Below are 18,164 nucleotides of genomic sequence, written 5' to 3'. Positions count from 1 at the left end.
CCGAATAAAATTGTTGACTCACTTTAAAATAATCCGTTTCAGCCGTTTTCCTTTCTAAGCATGTCAAGGCCTTCGCGGACTATTCTCTGAAGCTCAAGCTTCGAACTGTCGACAAACTCTGCCAATGCAAAGTCCTCCGGCGCCACCTCGTAGATACCCAACTGTTCCATCCTGTCGATGTCTCCGGCAATGATTGCCTTTATGAGATACTCGGCATAAATATCCATCGGTATCACCTTGTCGTATTCACCGCTCATTATTATATGACGGCTACCTCCCTTCACACGTGCGTCAAGCACATATTCTCTCTTCGGCATCAGCCATGAGAAATACGTACGGCTCATGGAAAACTGTCTGAAACGCGGCATTATCCATCCTGCAAACTCATCGGCATTGTCGCCTTCCGGAATTACCGTTATCTCCGATGTATGAGCGCCAAGATAACCGTTCTTGTCCGTAGGAACACCGGTAAGCACATTACCGTCTATTATTCTCACCTTGGATTCGTCACTGATACTGTTGCAGAGTAATGTTGCAAGCTCTTGTCCGACAAGCATATCCACGTATGCAGGCTTCCTCACCTCCGAACCGGCAAAGGCCACCCTGCGGTGGAGGTCCACATGTCCGGTATTGAACAGACGGCCGATAAACAGTACCACCGTCGGTTCCACGGTCCACACTGTCTCTCCCTTATTCACTGGAGAAATGTGGTTGACTTGAACACCGACGTTACCGGCCGGACACGGACCGTTAAACACATTTATCTCCACATCCTTTGCACATGTAAGCGCCGATGCCGTCTGCTTTCCACCGATGCCGAGAAAGGTCCTGGCAATTCTGGAAAGGGCGGTAAGCCCTGTCTGGAAGTCCTTTTCCTGTCCCTCAAGCTCATACTCGAAATCAGCCGCAAGAGGCTTGTCGCGAAGCGCGGATACAAAAATTGCCTTAGGCTCTGACGACGGATCGGCCGACACGGCATAAGGCAACTGGTTGATATACCCGAAGATACCTGCTTCAAGCAACGATGTCCTGACTTCACCGGCCGTGAGCGCGGCAACATCCTTCACACCGAAAGAAACGCTCTCCTGCACATTGTCGGCATCGACTTTCACTCCAAGCAGCTTCCTTCTTTCACCACGCAGCACGGATGCCACCACACCGCTAACCGGAGACGAGAACTTCACATCCGGACAGTCCTTGTTTACAAACAGCGCGTCACCGGCCTTCACCCTGTCACCTTCCTTAACGACGGGTTTCGGAGTAATGCCATGAAAATCCGCCGGACGCAACATATAATGTCCGTTCGGTTTCAGTCCTATAAGCTTTCTCTCCGCTTTGCCTTTAAGATTAATGTCAAGACCTCTGCGCAAATTAAAAACTTTTGCCATAAACGAATTATTTGACACGAATTTGAATAGTTACATAAAAATTATCTTCTCAATAAAGCATCACACAACCTTTCACCTGCCATATCAAAATAAAATACCGAAATGTCACACGCCTGAAACTACTATATATAAATCAACACAGATAAGTGAAAAGAATATCAACATACATGCTTACAGCATGCAAAAATACGAAAAAAATAACAATTATGATGTATAAACAAAATATTTTTTCAAAAACATGATTTATAAGCCAAATAAATTCAACTTTGCCGATTCTACAATACAAAAAAATCCTGTACTTCGCATTTTTTTGAAATCTATTTACATATCACACTATATGTAAAATCCTCTTCCGGTGAATAGCATGTTCATGCTTGATGAATGGCATGTTCATCGACCGTGAATAGCCTATTCATCAAACGAGAACAGGCTATTCATTTTCGGCGAACTTCTGCCAATAGTTAACACCCTGTATATCAATATATTACAAAATACGCAATCAACAGGAAAACATCACCGGGAAACATTATGAATTTTTATTACATATAAGACACACAACCATGGTTTTACCAAGCATACAAAACAGTATATTCCACCATCACATTACATCCTTCAATAGAGTTTTACCGCCACTTTTCTTAAGTTTCATTCGGAATTTTCACGGAATTTCAGTAATTTTGCGCTAAAATATAAAGACAGGGCATCTTTTATACACAGTTCTCAAAATAATTGTTACACGGTTTTGAAAGTAATAAGACATTTAATCAGCGGACTAATATGGACTGTAATAGGTCTGTATGCAATTATAATGATACTACTCCATATTCCGGCCATACAGCAGTCGTTAGGGACAGCCATTTCCTCTGAAATTGCGGAGAAATTAGGGACAAAGGTCATTATAGGCAGAATAGACCTCGGACTTCTGAATAGGATTATCATCGACGATGTGATAATCTACGACCGGAAAAACAAGGAAATGCTGAAGGCCGCACGCCTTTCGGCAAAAATAAGCCTGGCGGACCTTGCCAACGGAAAGATAACCGTAAATTCGGCACAGATATTTTCAACAAAGGTCAATCTCTATAAAACATCGGCAAAAGAAGCCCCAAACTACATGTTTGTGATTGACTCGCTTTCATCAAAGAACCCAGAAAGCAAATCACAACTCAATCTGAAAATAAATTCCCTTATCATAAGGCACGGAAGCGTTGCATATAACAGGCACGACATTGCACCGGTGAACGGAAAATTCTCACCCCATCATATCAACTTGTCTGAAATAAGCGCGAACATCACACTGAAAGCACTTAAGGACGATTCTGTTAATCTTACGGTAAAAAAACTGTCTGCAGAGGAACAATCAGGACTAAAGGTAAGGAAATTGTCGTTTTCGCTCGTTGCCGGACAAACACGAGCCAGGTTGGAAAACCTCTGTCTGAACTTATCCGATACAGAAATAAACATCAGCAACATCACCGCCGCCTATAAAAAGAATGACAAGGGCATCATTCCCGGAACACTGCGGTTTGAAGCATCAATGCAAAATTCCACAATCACTCCGGCCGACTTAGCGCCATTCGCAAAACAGCTTACAGGGATAGACAGCCGGTTCCTTGTCGAGGCCTACGCACACGGAACAGACAAAGAGATAGAAATATCACGGCTGAATTTGTGGAGTAACCGTAAAATGCAAATGAAGGCCAGTGGAAGAATAAGTAAAAACGGCAAAGCCTTTGCATGGAAGGCCAATATTCCAATGCTTAACATAAATGAGAAATTTATCGGCCACATAACGGAAAAGGCCCAAGGGCTGGCCCCGGATATAGTAAAGACACTGAATAAACTTGGAAACGTCAACATGACCGCCGCCGCAAATGGAACATCTGGAGACAGAATAAATGCAAATGCGAATATCATGACCGACATAGGCAACGCATCCATTGACGCGTCAATGTTTTCAGACAATAATTTCAAAGGAAATGTTACAGTAGACGACATCAACCTGCAGGCATTGACAGACAACAGCAAACTTGGAAACCTTTCTGCCGTTATCAATGCAAGCGGAAATTTGAACGGAAAAACAATAAAGGCAGAAGGAACGGTAACACACTTTGACTATAACGAGTATACATACAGTAACATAGCATTCAACGGAAACTATAATCCGTCTGACATTACAGGAGACATTTCCATAAACGACCCAAACATAACGTTCACTGCCAAAGGAGAAATCGCCTCATCAGGGAAAAAAGGCACGCAGAAACAAATAAAACTGAATGCCAGACTGGAGAATGCCAACTTTGCAACGACAAACATATCGGGAAAATGGGGGAATACCCTTTTCTCCGCCAATCTGAACGCAGACTTTAAGGCAAGCAGCATCCATGACGCGGTGGGAACGCTTACAATAGGAAACTTTACCATGGACGAAAACGATGACAAATATGTCATCGGACAGATTGACATATCATCGGGATACAAAGAAAGCCAGCATTACCTCGACATAAGCAGTGACTTCTGTAATGCAAAGCTTATCGGCTATTTCGATTATTCAACGATAGGAAAAAGCATCATCAATTTCATAAGCAACAAGCTGCCCACCATTCCGGGACTTCCACCGACAGACCCAAAGGCAAGAAACGCATTCAAAATAGATGCCGTGATACTCAACACGGAACCGATAAGAAAACTTGCAGGAATGAATATCAAGATAAACAAACCGGCAAGAATAAAGGGACTCGTGAACGACGCTACCAGGAAAATGATTCTATACTGCAACGCCCCTGACATCCGTATCAACGAAAAACAATATACAGACGGAACGATAAACATCACGTCTAACGAAAGCTCGATATATTATTCAGCAAGCACGACAAAGACAATGGACAACAGCGACATGATGGATCTGAGACTATCGGGATATGCGACAGACAACAAACTGTTTACATCCGTAAACTGGAACAAACAGACATCAGACAAAGACAAGAACGGAAAGAAACAAAGCGGAGAGATAAACCTGATGTCGCAGTTCTTCCTTGACGACAACAGACGACAGACAGCAAGAATAAACGTGAAACCATCGCATATAAATGTCAACAATGCCGTATGGGAAGTGTGTCCGTCCGACATAACATACAGGAAAGGACATATAGACATAGAGAACTTCACAATAAAACACGACAACCAGCATATAATAGTAAACGGAACGGCATCAGACAATCCCGGCGACTCCATCATCGCCGACCTGAAAGGCATAGACGTCGGCTATATGCTCGACCTTATAAACTTCCATTCAGTAGAATTCAGCGGAGAAGCCAGCGGACGCGCATACGTCTCGGCCATGCTCGGAAACATGGATGCAAATGCAATACTGACAATTGACAACTTCAAATTCGAGCAAGGACGCATGGGCATACTAAACGCCGGAGTAAAATGGAACAAGGATAAAAAACAGATAGACATCAACGCCATCACAAACGACGGTCCTGACGCCATGACGTTTATCGACGGATATGTATCTCCGGAACGCAACTATATTGACCTCGGAATAAATGCGGAAGGAACACATATAGAGTTCTTGAATTCGTTCACAAACAATTTCATGGAGAATGTAAGCGGACAGGCCAAAGGGAAAGTGACCCTTGCAGGACCGCTCAACGGAATAAACCTGACAGGACAACTGGTAGTCAACGGAGAGACGACACTCAAAGCCCTAAACTGCAAGTATTACCTGCGAGACGACACCGTCAGATTAGTCCCAAATGACATTATTCTGAAACATGCCCCGATATATGATATATATAATAATGTAGGATATGTAAGCGGAGGCATACATCACAGAAACCTTTCACGACTGTCGTACGACATCGATATCGAGGCAGACAAACTGCTTGTTTATAATTTCAATAACTTCGGAGGAAACACTTTCTATGGAACAATATTCGGTTCGGGAGACGTCAGCCTCAAAGGACGTAGCGGAGAACTGAACATGAAGGTAAGAATAACACCGGAAGAGAATTCTACATTTGTATACAATGCCTCAATAACCGACTACATCAGCGACCAGGAATTCATACAATGGAACGACATCACACCCAAATACGAAGAGACTCAATGGAATATCTCTCATGCAGAACAAGAGAACAACAGCACAGTGCAGGCCTCACAAAACGACAGCCTGTCAAGACACAACATATTCATGCCTGTGGATTTTGATTCTGACCTTAAGATAAACTTCCGTATAGACTGCACCCCAGATCTGACAATAAAGTTGCTGATGGACTCACGTACAAACGACTATATCACACTCAACGGAAACGGAGCACTGAGTGCGTCATACTACAATAAAGGAACATTCTCGATGTTCGGAACATATACCGTGACCAGCGGCACATACGGAATAACCATACAGGACATCATCAAGAAAAACTTTGTCTTCAACAACGGTGGAACTATTGTTTTCCAAGGAAATCCTTACGATGCAGAACTTAACCTTCAGGCCGTACATACAGTGAACGGAGTATATCTGTCCGACCTCAACATGGGCAACAGCTTCTCAAACAACTCCACACGTGTGAACTGTCTGATGAACATCGGAGGCCAGCCTGTGAAACCTGTGGTAAGCTTCGACCTCGACCTACCAACAGTAAGCACAGACGAAAAACAAATGATACGTAACCTCATAAACAGCGAGGATGAAATGAACCAACAGGTAATATACCTTCTCGGTATCGGACGGTTCTATCCTCAGGGAAACAACAATGCCACAGCGCAGGAAGACAAGCAGAGTCAGACTTCACTTGCAATGCAAAGCCTCCTATCAGGAACATTGTCAGGCCAAATCAACAATGTGCTCAACACAGTCATAAAAAGCAACAACTGGAACTTCGGCGCAAATATCTCTACCGGTGATGACGGATGGAACAATGCCGAATACGAAGGACTCCTTAGCGGACGGCTTCTGAACAACAGGCTGCTCATAAACGGACAGTTCGGCTACCGCGACAATTCAACCACGGCAAACAGCAGTTTCGTAGGCGACTTCGATGTCTGCTACCTGCTGTTGCCTAACGGAAACCTGGCATTAAAGGTATACAACAAAACAAACGACAGGTATTTCACAAAGTCAAGCCTCAACACACAGGGTATCGGTGTCGTAATGAAAAAGGATTTCAACAGCATAAACGACCTGTTCAGTCTGAAAAGAAAAAGGAAAAAGAAATAACCCATGCAGACAAAGATAAACATATTCACCAAAAGCAGGGATTTGCCGGAAATCTGCAACAGTAATCTTTTCCAGAGCAAAACGATGTTCGCCCTGTACGAAAGCACTCCGGGAATGCGCCCGTACATGGCGGTGGCATTCGATGAGGCCGGCAATGTGGCAGGACATCTTCTTGCAAACATCTGCCGCAGGAGAACATGGATACCTCCATTCATATATTATCACTGTATGGTATTAGGATGCGGTCCCAACAACGGCTACGGCAAGGACACCACATCTGAAAACGAGATTTTCGGAAAGATGCTTTCCGCACTTACATGCAAACTCAACTCATTTGTAGCCTATATAGAGTTTTGCAACATGTCAAAAAAAATGTTCGGATATAAACAGTTCCGCAATGCCGGCTATTTCCCGATACACTGGATGAGCGTACGTAACTCGCTGCACAGCATGTCACCCGAAGACCGCCTTTCGGAAAAAATGAAAAAACGTATAGAGAAATCCTACAACAGAGGAATTCTTACCGAAGAAGCGAGAAGCGACAGCGACATAGATGCATTCTATAAACTTCTGCGAAACCACAGCCGCATGAAACCGAGACGCTATGTGCCTGACATTTCTTTCTTCCGTGGATTGCAGCGATGCGAAAATGCAAAAATATTTATAACAAAATACAAAAGCAAGACAATAGGCTGCTGTGCATGCGTGTTCTACGGTGGAAACGCCTATATGTGGTACTCCGCATTCCTACGCAAGAGTTTCGCACTGCTCCACCCAGACATCATTACCGTATGGCACGCGATAAGGTATGCCTCAAACAAAAATTGCCGACATATAGTTTTCATGAATGTGGGGTTGCCTTTCAGACGCAATAATTTCCGTGAGTTCATACTTAAGTTCGGAGGAAAGCCAACCGGAACATACAGATGGTTCAGATGCTCCAACAAACTTATAAACAAAATCCTATCGCGAATATACAGGGACTGAAAGCGGAAATAAAGAAACTATCCGCACAGCATACAACATCCATTATTTTAAATCAAATAACTCATCAAATTTCATATTATGACATTTAAACGAATTCTACTAAACATTGTTTTGCCTTTGACTGCCGTCTATTCCGTAGCAAAGGAAGCAAAAACCCCTATAAATGTATTTTCAAGGGAAAACATTTCCTTAAACGGAAAATGGAACTACATAATAGATGTTCAGGAAATGGGGTACTATAATAACCAAATGAGGAAAACATCACACGGATTCTTTGAAAACAGAAAGGCAAGGAAACCAACAGATCTCATAGAGTATGATTTTGATAAGGCCCCGGTAATGGAAATTCCATCAGACTGGAACACAAAAGACGAAAGACTGATGTTCTATGAAGGTACAGTGTGGTTCAGAAAAGAGTTTGACTATACCAAGAAAGAGGGGAAAAAGGAATTACTCTACTTCGGAGCCGTAAACTATGAAGCTGTGGTATATGTAAACGGCAAAGAGGCAGGCAGGCACGTCGGCGGGTTTACACCTTTCGCCTATGATGTCACAGAAATGCTGCACAACGGAAAAAACAACGTAATAGTCAAGGTTGACAATAAAAGACATAAAGACGGAGTGCCTACACAGGTTTTCGACTGGTGGAACTATGGAGGAATAACCAGAGACGTTTTTCTGGTAACTGTAAACAACATATATATAGAAGACTACAGCATACAACTTGCGAAAGGGAACAAGAATCTGATAAAAGGATGGGTAAAGCTTAATACCACTGTCGCCAACGAAAAAATACAGCTGGATATTCCCGAACTTAAAATTAAAAGAACTGTAATTACCGATTCCAATGGCAAGGCCCATTTTGAGCTTAAGGCAAAACCGGAACTTTGGTCACCGGAAAAGCCTAAACTCTACAATGTAAAGCTGGCAAAAGACGATGAAACAATAAACGAGGAGATAGGATTCAGGACGATTGAGACAAAAGGCAAGCAGATTTTATTAAACGGGAAACCGGTATTCCTGCGTGGAATTTGCGTACACGAAGAGAAACCTTTCGGAAAAGGACGTGCATGTGGTGAAGAAGATGCAAAAGTAATATTCGGATGGGCAAAAGAATTAGGATGCAACTACGTAAGACTGGCACACTATCCACATAATGAACAGGCAGTAAGGGAAGCTGAACGTATGGGACTTATGGTATGGTCGGAAATACCGCTGTATTGGAACATCTCGTGGACAAACAACGAAACTTACAAGAATGCGGAAAAGCAGCTGGACGACATGATCTCACGCGATAAGAACAGAGCTGCTGTGATTATATGGTCTATAGCCAACGAAACGGCAAAGACAGAGGCACGAAACAAATTCCTTGGCAAACTGGCCGAAACTGCCAGGCAGAAAGACTCTACACGCATGATCAGCATGGCAATGGAGGTACTCTCCGCTTCAAACTACGTAAACATACTTAACGATGAAATGCACAAATATGTAGATATAATCAGTTTCAACCAATATGTAGGCTGGTATAGAAACGTAAATGACGCACACAAGATGAAATGGGAAATACCTTACGACAAACCTGTTATTATAAGTGAGTTTGGAGGCGGTGCTGTTTATGGAAGACATGGTACGGCGGAAGAACGGTGGACAGAAGAATTTCAGGAGAATCTATATAAGATAAACCTCAAGATGATAGAAAGTATAGACGGATTGGCCGGAACATCACCATGGGTATTGGCTGATTTCCGCTCACCGCGCAGACCGCTGGACGACACACAGGACTTCTTCAACCGTAAAGGCCTGTATACAGAAAAAGGTGAAAAGAAAAAAGCGTTCTATATCGTCAAAGAATGGTATAATAACAAAAAGGAAGAGTATAAATAGGTTGTATATGCAATATATAAAAAAGGACAAGTTAACGGTTGAAATACAATCACATACCGTTAACTTGTCTTTTTATATATGAAAAACAGTGGTTGAATTGTTTTTTCATACAAAAATAGATTAAACAAAACATCTGTTACGCTTTTTTACAGGACTGTTTTATCATAATACCCGTGTTTTCAAATATATTTGCCGAGTGGAACGGACTGTATACATCACCTTTCCACAGATGTTTATAACGGTATATATAACAAATAAAAAAGAGTAAAATATGAAAAACGGAGTAATGATGCAGTATTTTGAATGGAATCTGCCGGATGACGGCAGTTTGTGGAAACAGTTGAAAGAGGATGCGCAACATCTTCATGACATAGGAGTAACAGCCGTATGGATACCGCCGGCATATAAAGGATGCGGAACTGAAGACGTCGGATACGGCACATACGACCTTTATGACCTTGGAGAGTTTGACCAAAAAGGAGCTGTGCGAACAAAATACGGCACAAAGCAGGAACTTATTGAAATGATTGAAGCGTTACATGCGTGTGACATCTGTGTATACCTTGACGCCGTAATGAACCATAAAGCCGGAGCCGACCATATAGAGACATGCATGGCACGGCTTGTGGATCCGGATGACCGCGACCAACCGCTCTGCGAACCGTATGAAATAGAATGTTGGACGGGATTCGACTTTCCCGGACGAGGCGAAAAATACTCCGACTTTAAATGGCATTGGTTTCACTTCTCTGGTACCGATTATAATGAACGGGACAAAAAAACCGGAATTTACCAGATTGTAAGTGAAGGAAAAGCATGGAGTGTAGGTGTAGACAATGAGAACGGAAATTACGATTATCTTATGTTCTCTGATATAGACCTTGACCACCCAGATGTGATTGCAGACTTGAAACACTGGGGAATATGGGTAACAAAGGAAACAAAAATAGACGGTATGCGCCTTGATGCCATAAAACACATGAATGACAAGTTCACAAAACAATTTCTCGAGGCCGTCAGGGCGGAATGCGGAGCCGGATTCTATGCCGTGGGAGAATACTGGATAGAAGACATAGAGACTATGGAAGGATATCTTGCCAACGTTGAATACGGAATAGACCTCTTTGACGTATGCCTGCATTATAATATGCATAAGGCGTCAAAAAACAGTTGTGACTACGACTTGCGCACAATTCTCGACAATACGCTTGTGTCACGCCATCCTGAATTGGCGGTGACATTCGTGGATAATCATGACTCACAACAAGGCAGTTCGCTCGAGTCTTACATTGAAGACTGGTTCAAACCGTCGGCATACGCCCTGATTCTGCTTATGGAAAAAGGATATCCGTGTATATTCTACGGTGATTACTACGGAACAGAAGGTAACGTATCTCCACATAAGGATATAATCGAAAAACTGCTGGACGTACGACAGAGATGTGCCCATGGAATACAGACTGATTATTTTGACCATCCATGTACAATAGGATTCACACGCCAGGGAGTGGAGAAGATTCCGGGATCCGGTCTCGCGCTGCTAATATCAAACGGTGAGGACGGTGAGAAACAAATGAACGTGGGAATACAGCATGCCGGAGAAGTTTGGCATGAAATCACAGGCAACCGGACGGAAGAGGTCACTATAGACAACGAAGGAAACGGACTCTTCTTTGTATCAGGAGGCAAAGCCGCCGTATGGACTCCGTAAGAAATATCTACGCACAATACAGCTTATACTATATGTACGGACATCGCTTTGCGATGTGTCAAGCGGCATAAATATATTTTCATGACTGTTTTTATCTTGACATGTGCTTAAGGTACATCCGTACATATAAATTTTCTCGCCATAATATCCACTGCAACAAGAAAACAGACAATAATTATATAAACGAGAACCGTCTGTAGAACCGAGATATCCCCTACCGGTATATACGAACACGGAAATGAAGCTATTGTACCCAATATTTCATTCATCAAAGTTGCCACATACATGATTGCCGCTGCAAAGATATGACGGGCAAAAGGAATGATAAGAAATCCGGCAGAAAGATACAGAATAATTGACGCAAACGGTATTGCAACAATATTTGTGAGCATAAAGTACAGCGGTATGCCACCGAAATAATACGCGACCAACGGAGCCGTAGCCAATTGGGCCGCAACGGTGATTACGGCAAACGACCAAACAGACACAAAGAGACGATGCTGCATTCTAAACTTCGGAGTGAACCATTCAATAGCCTGCCTCCCGAAAGTAATGATAAATCCTACTGCCATAAATGAAAGTTGGAAACCGGCATCGCCTATATTCAAGGGATTGACAACCAGCATTATCAATGCGGCAAAGGCAAGACTGTTGAGTGACATAGATTCACGGCCGGCAACCACTCCCAAGGAACATATACTTATCATTATAGCCGCACGTACAACAGAAGGAGAAAAACCTACAAGAAAAACATACCCCCAAATGAAACAGACCGACAATATCTCATACAGTCTGTTTTTCCTGAAAAACAGAAACGAAAACAATGCATATATAATTCCCAAATGCAATCCGGAAAGAGCCAGCACATGTGAAGCTCCCGAAACGGAATATACATCTTTCGTGTCTGACGACAAAAAAGACTTGTCGCCTAAAGTCATTGCCATGACAACGGCTCCTTCCTGGCCGGAAATGTCATTATCGGAATAAGCTTCAAATAATTCCTGACGCCAATGACCGAAATACAACATCATCTCATCAAGAAATGAAATATTATCTATATACGTTTCAAGACGCTTTATATTTTCAGGAGTAACATAAGTCACGGCCACAATATTACGACCGCGCAAATAAGCGGCATAATCAAATTTTGAATTACTCGACGAGCATGGAACCCTGAACATGGAAGTGAGCTCCACACCGTCACCTATCTTTAGAGTTCCACCGGTTATTTTCTTGCTTTCAGTATCGGAAAGACATTTTTCCGGAATAAAAACCCTTACTTTCTTTCCCTCCAACGTTCCTGTCTGTACAATGATATCAAAGCTGATATTCCTGCTTCCAAATGCAGGCCGTGAATAAACCACAGCACTGTAGGTTTCCGCCTCACCGGTCAACCTCACTGTTGTGCGTCTCACAGCAATTCCATGAAGTATGATTCCAGACAATACATAAGCAATAAAGATATACAATGTTTGCGAAGTCTTATAATTGTTAAGGAACAAGCCGACAAGCACAACCCATGAAAGCAGAAACGCCAAAGGCATAATCCCGATGAAATCACACACATAAGGCGACACAACCATACCTGCAGCCATACACAGGCATACGGGCACAAGAGGACTGACGGAAATCAGATGTGGAATGGAAATGAATCTCAAAACGTTTGCCGCAAAAAAATGGTTAGTATAAAAACAAAGACGGACACGGTATGAATCCGCATCCGTCTCTGCCTATAATCAAATTCCGACTGTCAAATACAAGCTGCCGCAATCCAATCGTAAACACAACTGCAAACACCAAACGCAACGATACCTGCCGTGCAGAGACCAAGCGCAAGTTTAGTGTTGCAATCACTACGGAACTCCGGCAACGGATTGTCGTTGCTCTTTATATACATAGCCTTAACGATAAGCAGATAGTAGTAAAGACTGGCCACCGTATTTATCAATGCTATGAAAAGAACAAAATATGCAAGGAACGAGCCATTCTGTGCTGCTGCCATAAACACGAAGAACTTGCTGAACATACCGGCAAACGGAGGTATACCGGCAAGTGAGAACAGAGCAAGTGTCATCAGGAACGACAATTTCGGATTTGTCTGATAAAATCCGTCATAACAACTCATTCTGGTATTTCCCTTACCGCGTGTCTCTACGACATTGATTACGGTGAACACTGCCATGTTTGCAACCACATATACAAGAACATAGTAAATCAATGAAGAAAGTGCCATACCGTTGCTGCCCACTGCGGCAAGCATTATATATCCGGCTTGTGAGATCGAACTGAAAGCCATGAATCGCTTAAGCTCATTCTGACGGAGGGCAAACAGATTGGCTACTGTGATGCTGAGCACAATCACAATGTAGAGAAGATACTCATAGTATTCAGCTATAGGAGCAAAAACCTTCATGAGAATCGCCATCAGAGTGAATGCTGCGGCACCCTTTGAAACTACACTCATATAACCGGTAACAGCCGTGGGAGCACCCTGATATGTATCAGCTGTCCAGAAGTGGAACGGAACAAGGGAAATCTTGAAACCAAGACCACTGAAGAAGAACACAAGACCCATGATTGTCATAGGAGTCGCATCAATGTAGTTTACCACATCATCAAAATAAAGCGTACCTGTCATTGCATAAATGAAAGAGATACCGTAAAGCATCACACCGCTTGAGAATGTAGCTGTGATGATAAATTTCGCGGCAGCCTCAGCCGATTCCTTACGGCACTTATCAAGGGCAACCATACATGCCATTGGAACGGAAGCCATCTCAAGACCGAGGAAGAACATGAGGAAGTGGCCGGAAGACATCATCATATACATACCGAGCAAAGTGGAAATGAGAAGCTCATAGAATTCCCCCTCCTTATCTGCCACATCGGCACGCTGCAACCATGACTGCGCCATGATTACAACAATCAGTGAACCGCCTGTAAGAATCGCTTTCATTATATTTGTCGCAGCTGTAGAGACATAAAGTCCGCTGAATGCCTCTGCCGGTGTCTGCATGAAGCAAACAGCAAGCTGGGAAACAAGAAGAACTCCTGTCAGCAGGCTCAATGCAGAATGTTTATTCTCACCTTTCAAAATAAGGTCGGCAAGAAAAACTATTACCAGAGCCACCATTAGGGTAGCTTCAGGAATCATACTAAAAAACTGACTGTAATCCATTTTATACCTGACTGATTTTAGAAGTTAATTACACTTAATACTGAGCTTACACCTCCGTTGATTACATTGCTTACCCACAGCGGAGCCATACCCAAACCTGCCACACAGAAGATAAGACAGCATACAGAGAAACGCTCGTCCCATGTGGCATCAGTGAGCTGCTCGTAATGAGGGTCGGCAACCTTCTCGAAAAGAATCTTACCGACAACGCGGAGAATATAAACGGCTGTCACTACAATAGATGTACATGCGATGATGGTGCATGTGCGGTGAAATACATCATTATTCTCAAACGAGCCAACAAAGATTGTCATCTCGGCAATGAAACCTGAGAAACCGGGAAGACCGAGGTTGGCAAGACCGGCAATGACATAACCTACAGAGAGAAACGGCATTATTTTCATCAAACCGCCAAGCTTGCGGATATCACGCGTATGTGTACGACCGTAAATCATACCTATGAGAGCAAAGAACAAAGCTGTCATCAGACCATGTGAAAGCATCTGAAGGATTGCTCCGGTGCACGCTGTCTTTGTCATCATCAGCAAAGCAAACAACACCAGACCGCAGTGCGACACTGAAGAATAGGCATTTATATATTTAAGGTCTGTCTGCACACATGCGGAAAGGGCACCGTAAACAACCGAGATTGTAGTAAGGATAAGGAATATCCATGAAAGCTCATGTGCCGCTTCCGGCAAAAGGTACATTGCAATGCGGAAACATCCGTAACCTCCAAGCTTCATCAACACACCTGCGTGAAGCATAGAAACGGCTGTAGGAGCAGAAGCGTGACCGTCAGGTGACCATGTATGGAATGGGAACAGGGCACCAAGAACACCGAAACCGATGAAAATGAACGGGAAGAACACTTTCTGTATATCAACCGGAATATTGTGCATTGCCGCAATCTCGGTAATATTCATGGTCGTCGCTCCACTGAAATAATAAATTCCCAATATACCTATGATAAGAAGGGCCGAGCCACCCATAAGCATCAGGGTCAGCTTCATTGCGGCATATTCTTTCTGACCGCTGCCCCAAACTCCGATAAGAAGATACATTGGAATAAGGGCAACCTCGTAGAACATGAACATAGTAAACAGGTCTGTGCAGATAAAGAATCCGTAAACACCTGTCGACAACAAAGTGAACCAAAGGAAGTATTCCTTAGTCATCGGTTTAAGCTGCCATGATGCGAAAGTTCCGGTAAAGACAATGATACTTGAAAGAAGCAGCATCACAACCGAGATTCCGTCAACACCAGTTGAATAGGCGATATTTAGAGGCTTGAACCAAGGAGTACTATAGGTGAAAAGCATGGCTGAAGTATCGCCATTCTGACGTGCCTGTATGAAGGCGACTGTCAAATACACAGAGAGAGCAAGCAAAAAGGAAGAACCAATCACCATCACTCCGCGAACCTGATTGAGATTGCGTGCTATCCAAAGACCAAGCAGCATCACTACAGGTATCAATACGAATAAACTCAATATATTCATTTCTATTATAATAAGCAAAGTAATACTAATGTTAATGCCACTGTTCCTGTGAGGAACCATACTGCATACTGACGGACATCACCGCTTTGCCACGGACGAATCGTCTCACCGGCGGCATTACTGCCCCATGCGATGAAATCAAACGTACCGTCAACAACATGACGGTCAAACCATGCAATAGGAGTAGACACAAGACGGAAAATAACCTTATGAGTGATAAACATCCAGACCTCATCCATGTAGAAACGCTTATATGCGGCACGGTGAAGTTTTGGGAAACGCTTGTAAAGAATATCAGCTATCGGCTGCTTCTCACCTTTATATATATAGGTGGCAAGGGCTATACTGATAAGTGCTATGACAGTAGACGTTATTGCGATCTGTTTATCGAGATGTATCTCATAATCAAGACCGCTTGCACTTACAAACGAACCGAAATTCACTATCCAACCGCAGGTCAGTGTGATTACAGAAAGTATGATAAGCGGAATGGTCATGGTAAGAGGCGCCTCGTGCGGAGTATGATGCTCATGAAGCTCTTTGTTCTCCGTACCCCAGAATATGCCATAATAAAGACGGAACATATAGAATGCGGTCATTGCGGCAATGGCTGTCATTATCCAACCCACGACAGGACTATATGCAAAACATGCCGTGATAATTTCATCCTTTGAGAAGAAACCGGAGAACGGAGGTATACCGGAAATTGCAATACATGAAATGAGGAATGTTATGTGGGTTATTGGCATGTATTTGCGAAGACCACCCATCGTTGACATCTCATTTGAATGAACAGCATGTATGATACATCCGGCACCAAGAAACAGACAAGCCTTGAACATGGCGTGTGTGAACAAATGGAACATTGACGCCATATAACCAAGCTGGGCATGATTGTCAAGCACGGCACCGTCGTGACCAGGCAGACATACTCCAAGCGCAACCATCATAAACGCGATCTGAGAAATTGTCGAGAAAGCAAGCACACGCTTTATATCGCTCTGTGCACATGCCACCGCTGCTGCATAGAATGCAGTAAACACACCTACATATACAACAATACTCATCTGCCCAGGAGCATACTCGATCCACAACGGGAAAAGACGCGCAATCTGGAACACACCAGCAACAACCATTGTGGCGGCATGGATAAGTGCACTTACAGGAGTCGGACCTTCCATGGCATCCGGAAGCCATATATGCAACGGGAACATGGCACTCTTACCGGCACCACCGATGAACATAAGAACAAGAGCTGTCGGGATAATAAACCCACCGGCTGCCACGGCTCTTACAACATCAACAGGAATAAACGGTGTGGCACCATCGCCCATTACCACATTGCCTGCAAAAGAAAAACTGAACGAACCGGTATAGAATCCAAATATAAGGATACCTATAAGGAAGAACATATCAGCAAAACGTGTTACAATAAACGCTTTCTTTGAAGCAGCCACAGCCGCATGCAAAGGATAGTAAAAACCGATGAGCAAATATGAACTCACACCTACAAGTTCCCAGAAAAGATACATCTGGAAAATATTTGTCGCCACAACCAAGCCAAGCATTGACATTGTGAAAAGGCTCAGATAAGCATAATAACGCTGGAATCCTTTCTCACCGTGCATATATCCAAAAGAATATATATGAACCATCAGGCTGACAGTAGAGATAACGATAAGCATCATCACCGATATAGGATCAAGCATTATACCGAGATCAAAATTCAGAACCCCCAAAGGCAACCATGTGAAATTGTAGGGCACCATCGTTGCAAATGTGCCGTCAACACCACGCTCTGCCGTAAAATAGCAGAAAGCGGTATAATAAGAAAGGGCTGTCACGATACCCAACGATAGGGTACCGATAAGGCCAGCTGTCTTGTGCGGCATCTTCATACCCGCAAGTCCCAACACTATAAAAGAAAGGAAAGGCAGAAGAAGTATCAAAAATACATAACTATATTCCATAACTCAATTAATATTTCATGTTTTCAATACTGTTCACCTGATCACTGTGGAAATTACGGTAAACATTAATAATAATAGCAATAGCTACGGCACTTTCCGCTGCGCTCACGCCTATTGAGAACAAAGACATGAAGAAGCCCTCCAACTGTCCGTCAGGGAACAGCATACGGTTAAAAGCGGCAAAGTTGATGTCAACCGCGTTTAATACAAGTTCTATGGAAATGAGCATTGCTATAAGATTGCGGCGTGTGACAAAACCGAACACACCTATGAAAAACAGCAACGCGCTAAGAACAAAATAAAACTCTACTGGTACCATA

10 protein-coding genes are annotated in these 18,164 nt (G+C 43.3%); 4 read left to right on the top strand and 6 right to left on the bottom strand.

What is annotated here, in order from left to right; all coding sequences use genetic code 11:
• Positions 1-38 precede the first annotated feature (38 nt).
• The gene (locus HPS56_RS03845; protein ID WP_172274113.1) at positions 39-1,388 is read right to left on the bottom strand and encodes a Na(+)-translocating NADH-quinone reductase subunit A; all 1,350 of its coding nucleotides are present in this window, start codon (positions 1,386-1,388) and stop codon (positions 39-41) included.
• Between the two features lie 742 nt (positions 1,389-2,130).
• On the opposite strand from HPS56_RS03845, the gene HPS56_RS03840 reads away from it, so the two are divergent.
• The 4 genes from HPS56_RS03840 (at position 2,131) to HPS56_RS03825 (ending at position 11,194) form a co-directional block, all read left to right on the top strand.
• Positions 2,131-6,612, top strand: coding sequence for a translocation/assembly module TamB domain-containing protein (locus HPS56_RS03840; protein WP_172274110.1), 4,482 nt, complete (start codon positions 2,131-2,133; stop codon positions 6,610-6,612).
• A gap of 3 nt (positions 6,613-6,615) precedes the next feature.
• A complete protein-coding gene (locus HPS56_RS03835; RefSeq protein WP_172274092.1) occupies positions 6,616-7,599 on the top strand; it encodes a GNAT family N-acetyltransferase in 984 nt (327 codons plus the stop codon).
• Between the two features lie 78 nt (positions 7,600-7,677).
• A complete protein-coding gene (locus tag HPS56_RS03830; RefSeq protein WP_172274089.1) occupies positions 7,678-9,483 on the top strand; it encodes a glycoside hydrolase family 2 protein in 1,806 nt (601 codons plus the stop codon).
• A gap of 271 nt (positions 9,484-9,754) precedes the next feature.
• Complete coding sequence (locus HPS56_RS03825) at positions 9,755-11,194, top strand: alpha-amylase (protein ID WP_172274087.1); 1,440 nt, start codon at positions 9,755-9,757, stop codon at positions 11,192-11,194.
• 107 nt (positions 11,195-11,301) lie between these two features.
• Here the strand turns inward: HPS56_RS03825 and HPS56_RS03820 are convergent, their stop codons facing one another.
• The 5 genes from HPS56_RS03820 to nuoK form a co-directional block, all read right to left on the bottom strand.
• Positions 11,302-12,852 (bottom strand): ComEC/Rec2 family competence protein, encoded by a 1,551-nt coding sequence (locus HPS56_RS03820; RefSeq protein ID WP_172274084.1) that lies wholly within the window; start codon positions 12,850-12,852, stop codon positions 11,302-11,304.
• Positions 12,853-12,944: 92 nt separating this feature from the next.
• Positions 12,945-14,372, bottom strand: a complete 1,428-nt coding sequence (locus HPS56_RS03815; RefSeq protein ID WP_172274081.1) for an NADH-quinone oxidoreductase subunit N — start codon at positions 14,370-14,372, stop codon at positions 12,945-12,947.
• Positions 14,373-14,389: 17 nt separating this feature from the next.
• Positions 14,390-15,874: a complex I subunit 4 family protein gene (locus HPS56_RS03810; RefSeq protein WP_172274078.1), complete on the bottom strand. Its 1,485-nt coding sequence runs from the start codon at positions 15,872-15,874 to the stop codon at positions 14,390-14,392.
• A gap of 5 nt (positions 15,875-15,879) precedes the next feature.
• Positions 15,880-17,844 carry an NADH-quinone oxidoreductase subunit L gene (gene nuoL, locus HPS56_RS03805; RefSeq protein WP_172274075.1) on the bottom strand — a complete coding sequence of 655 codons (1,965 nt, stop codon included), beginning with the start codon at positions 17,842-17,844 and terminating at the stop codon, positions 15,880-15,882.
• A 7-nt stretch (positions 17,845-17,851) separates the two neighbouring features.
• Positions 17,852-18,163, bottom strand: a complete 312-nt coding sequence (gene nuoK, locus HPS56_RS03800) for an NADH-quinone oxidoreductase subunit NuoK (protein ID WP_172274072.1) — start codon at positions 18,161-18,163, stop codon at positions 17,852-17,854.
• Position 18,164 lies beyond the last annotated feature (1 nt).

The sequence above is a fragment of the Xylanibacter muris genome (assembly GCF_013166605.1).
GTDB lineage: Bacteria > Bacteroidota > Bacteroidia > Bacteroidales > Bacteroidaceae > Prevotella > Prevotella muris.
The sequence above is the reverse complement of the archived record's forward strand: the minus strand, read 5'-3'. Positions and strand labels throughout refer to the sequence as shown.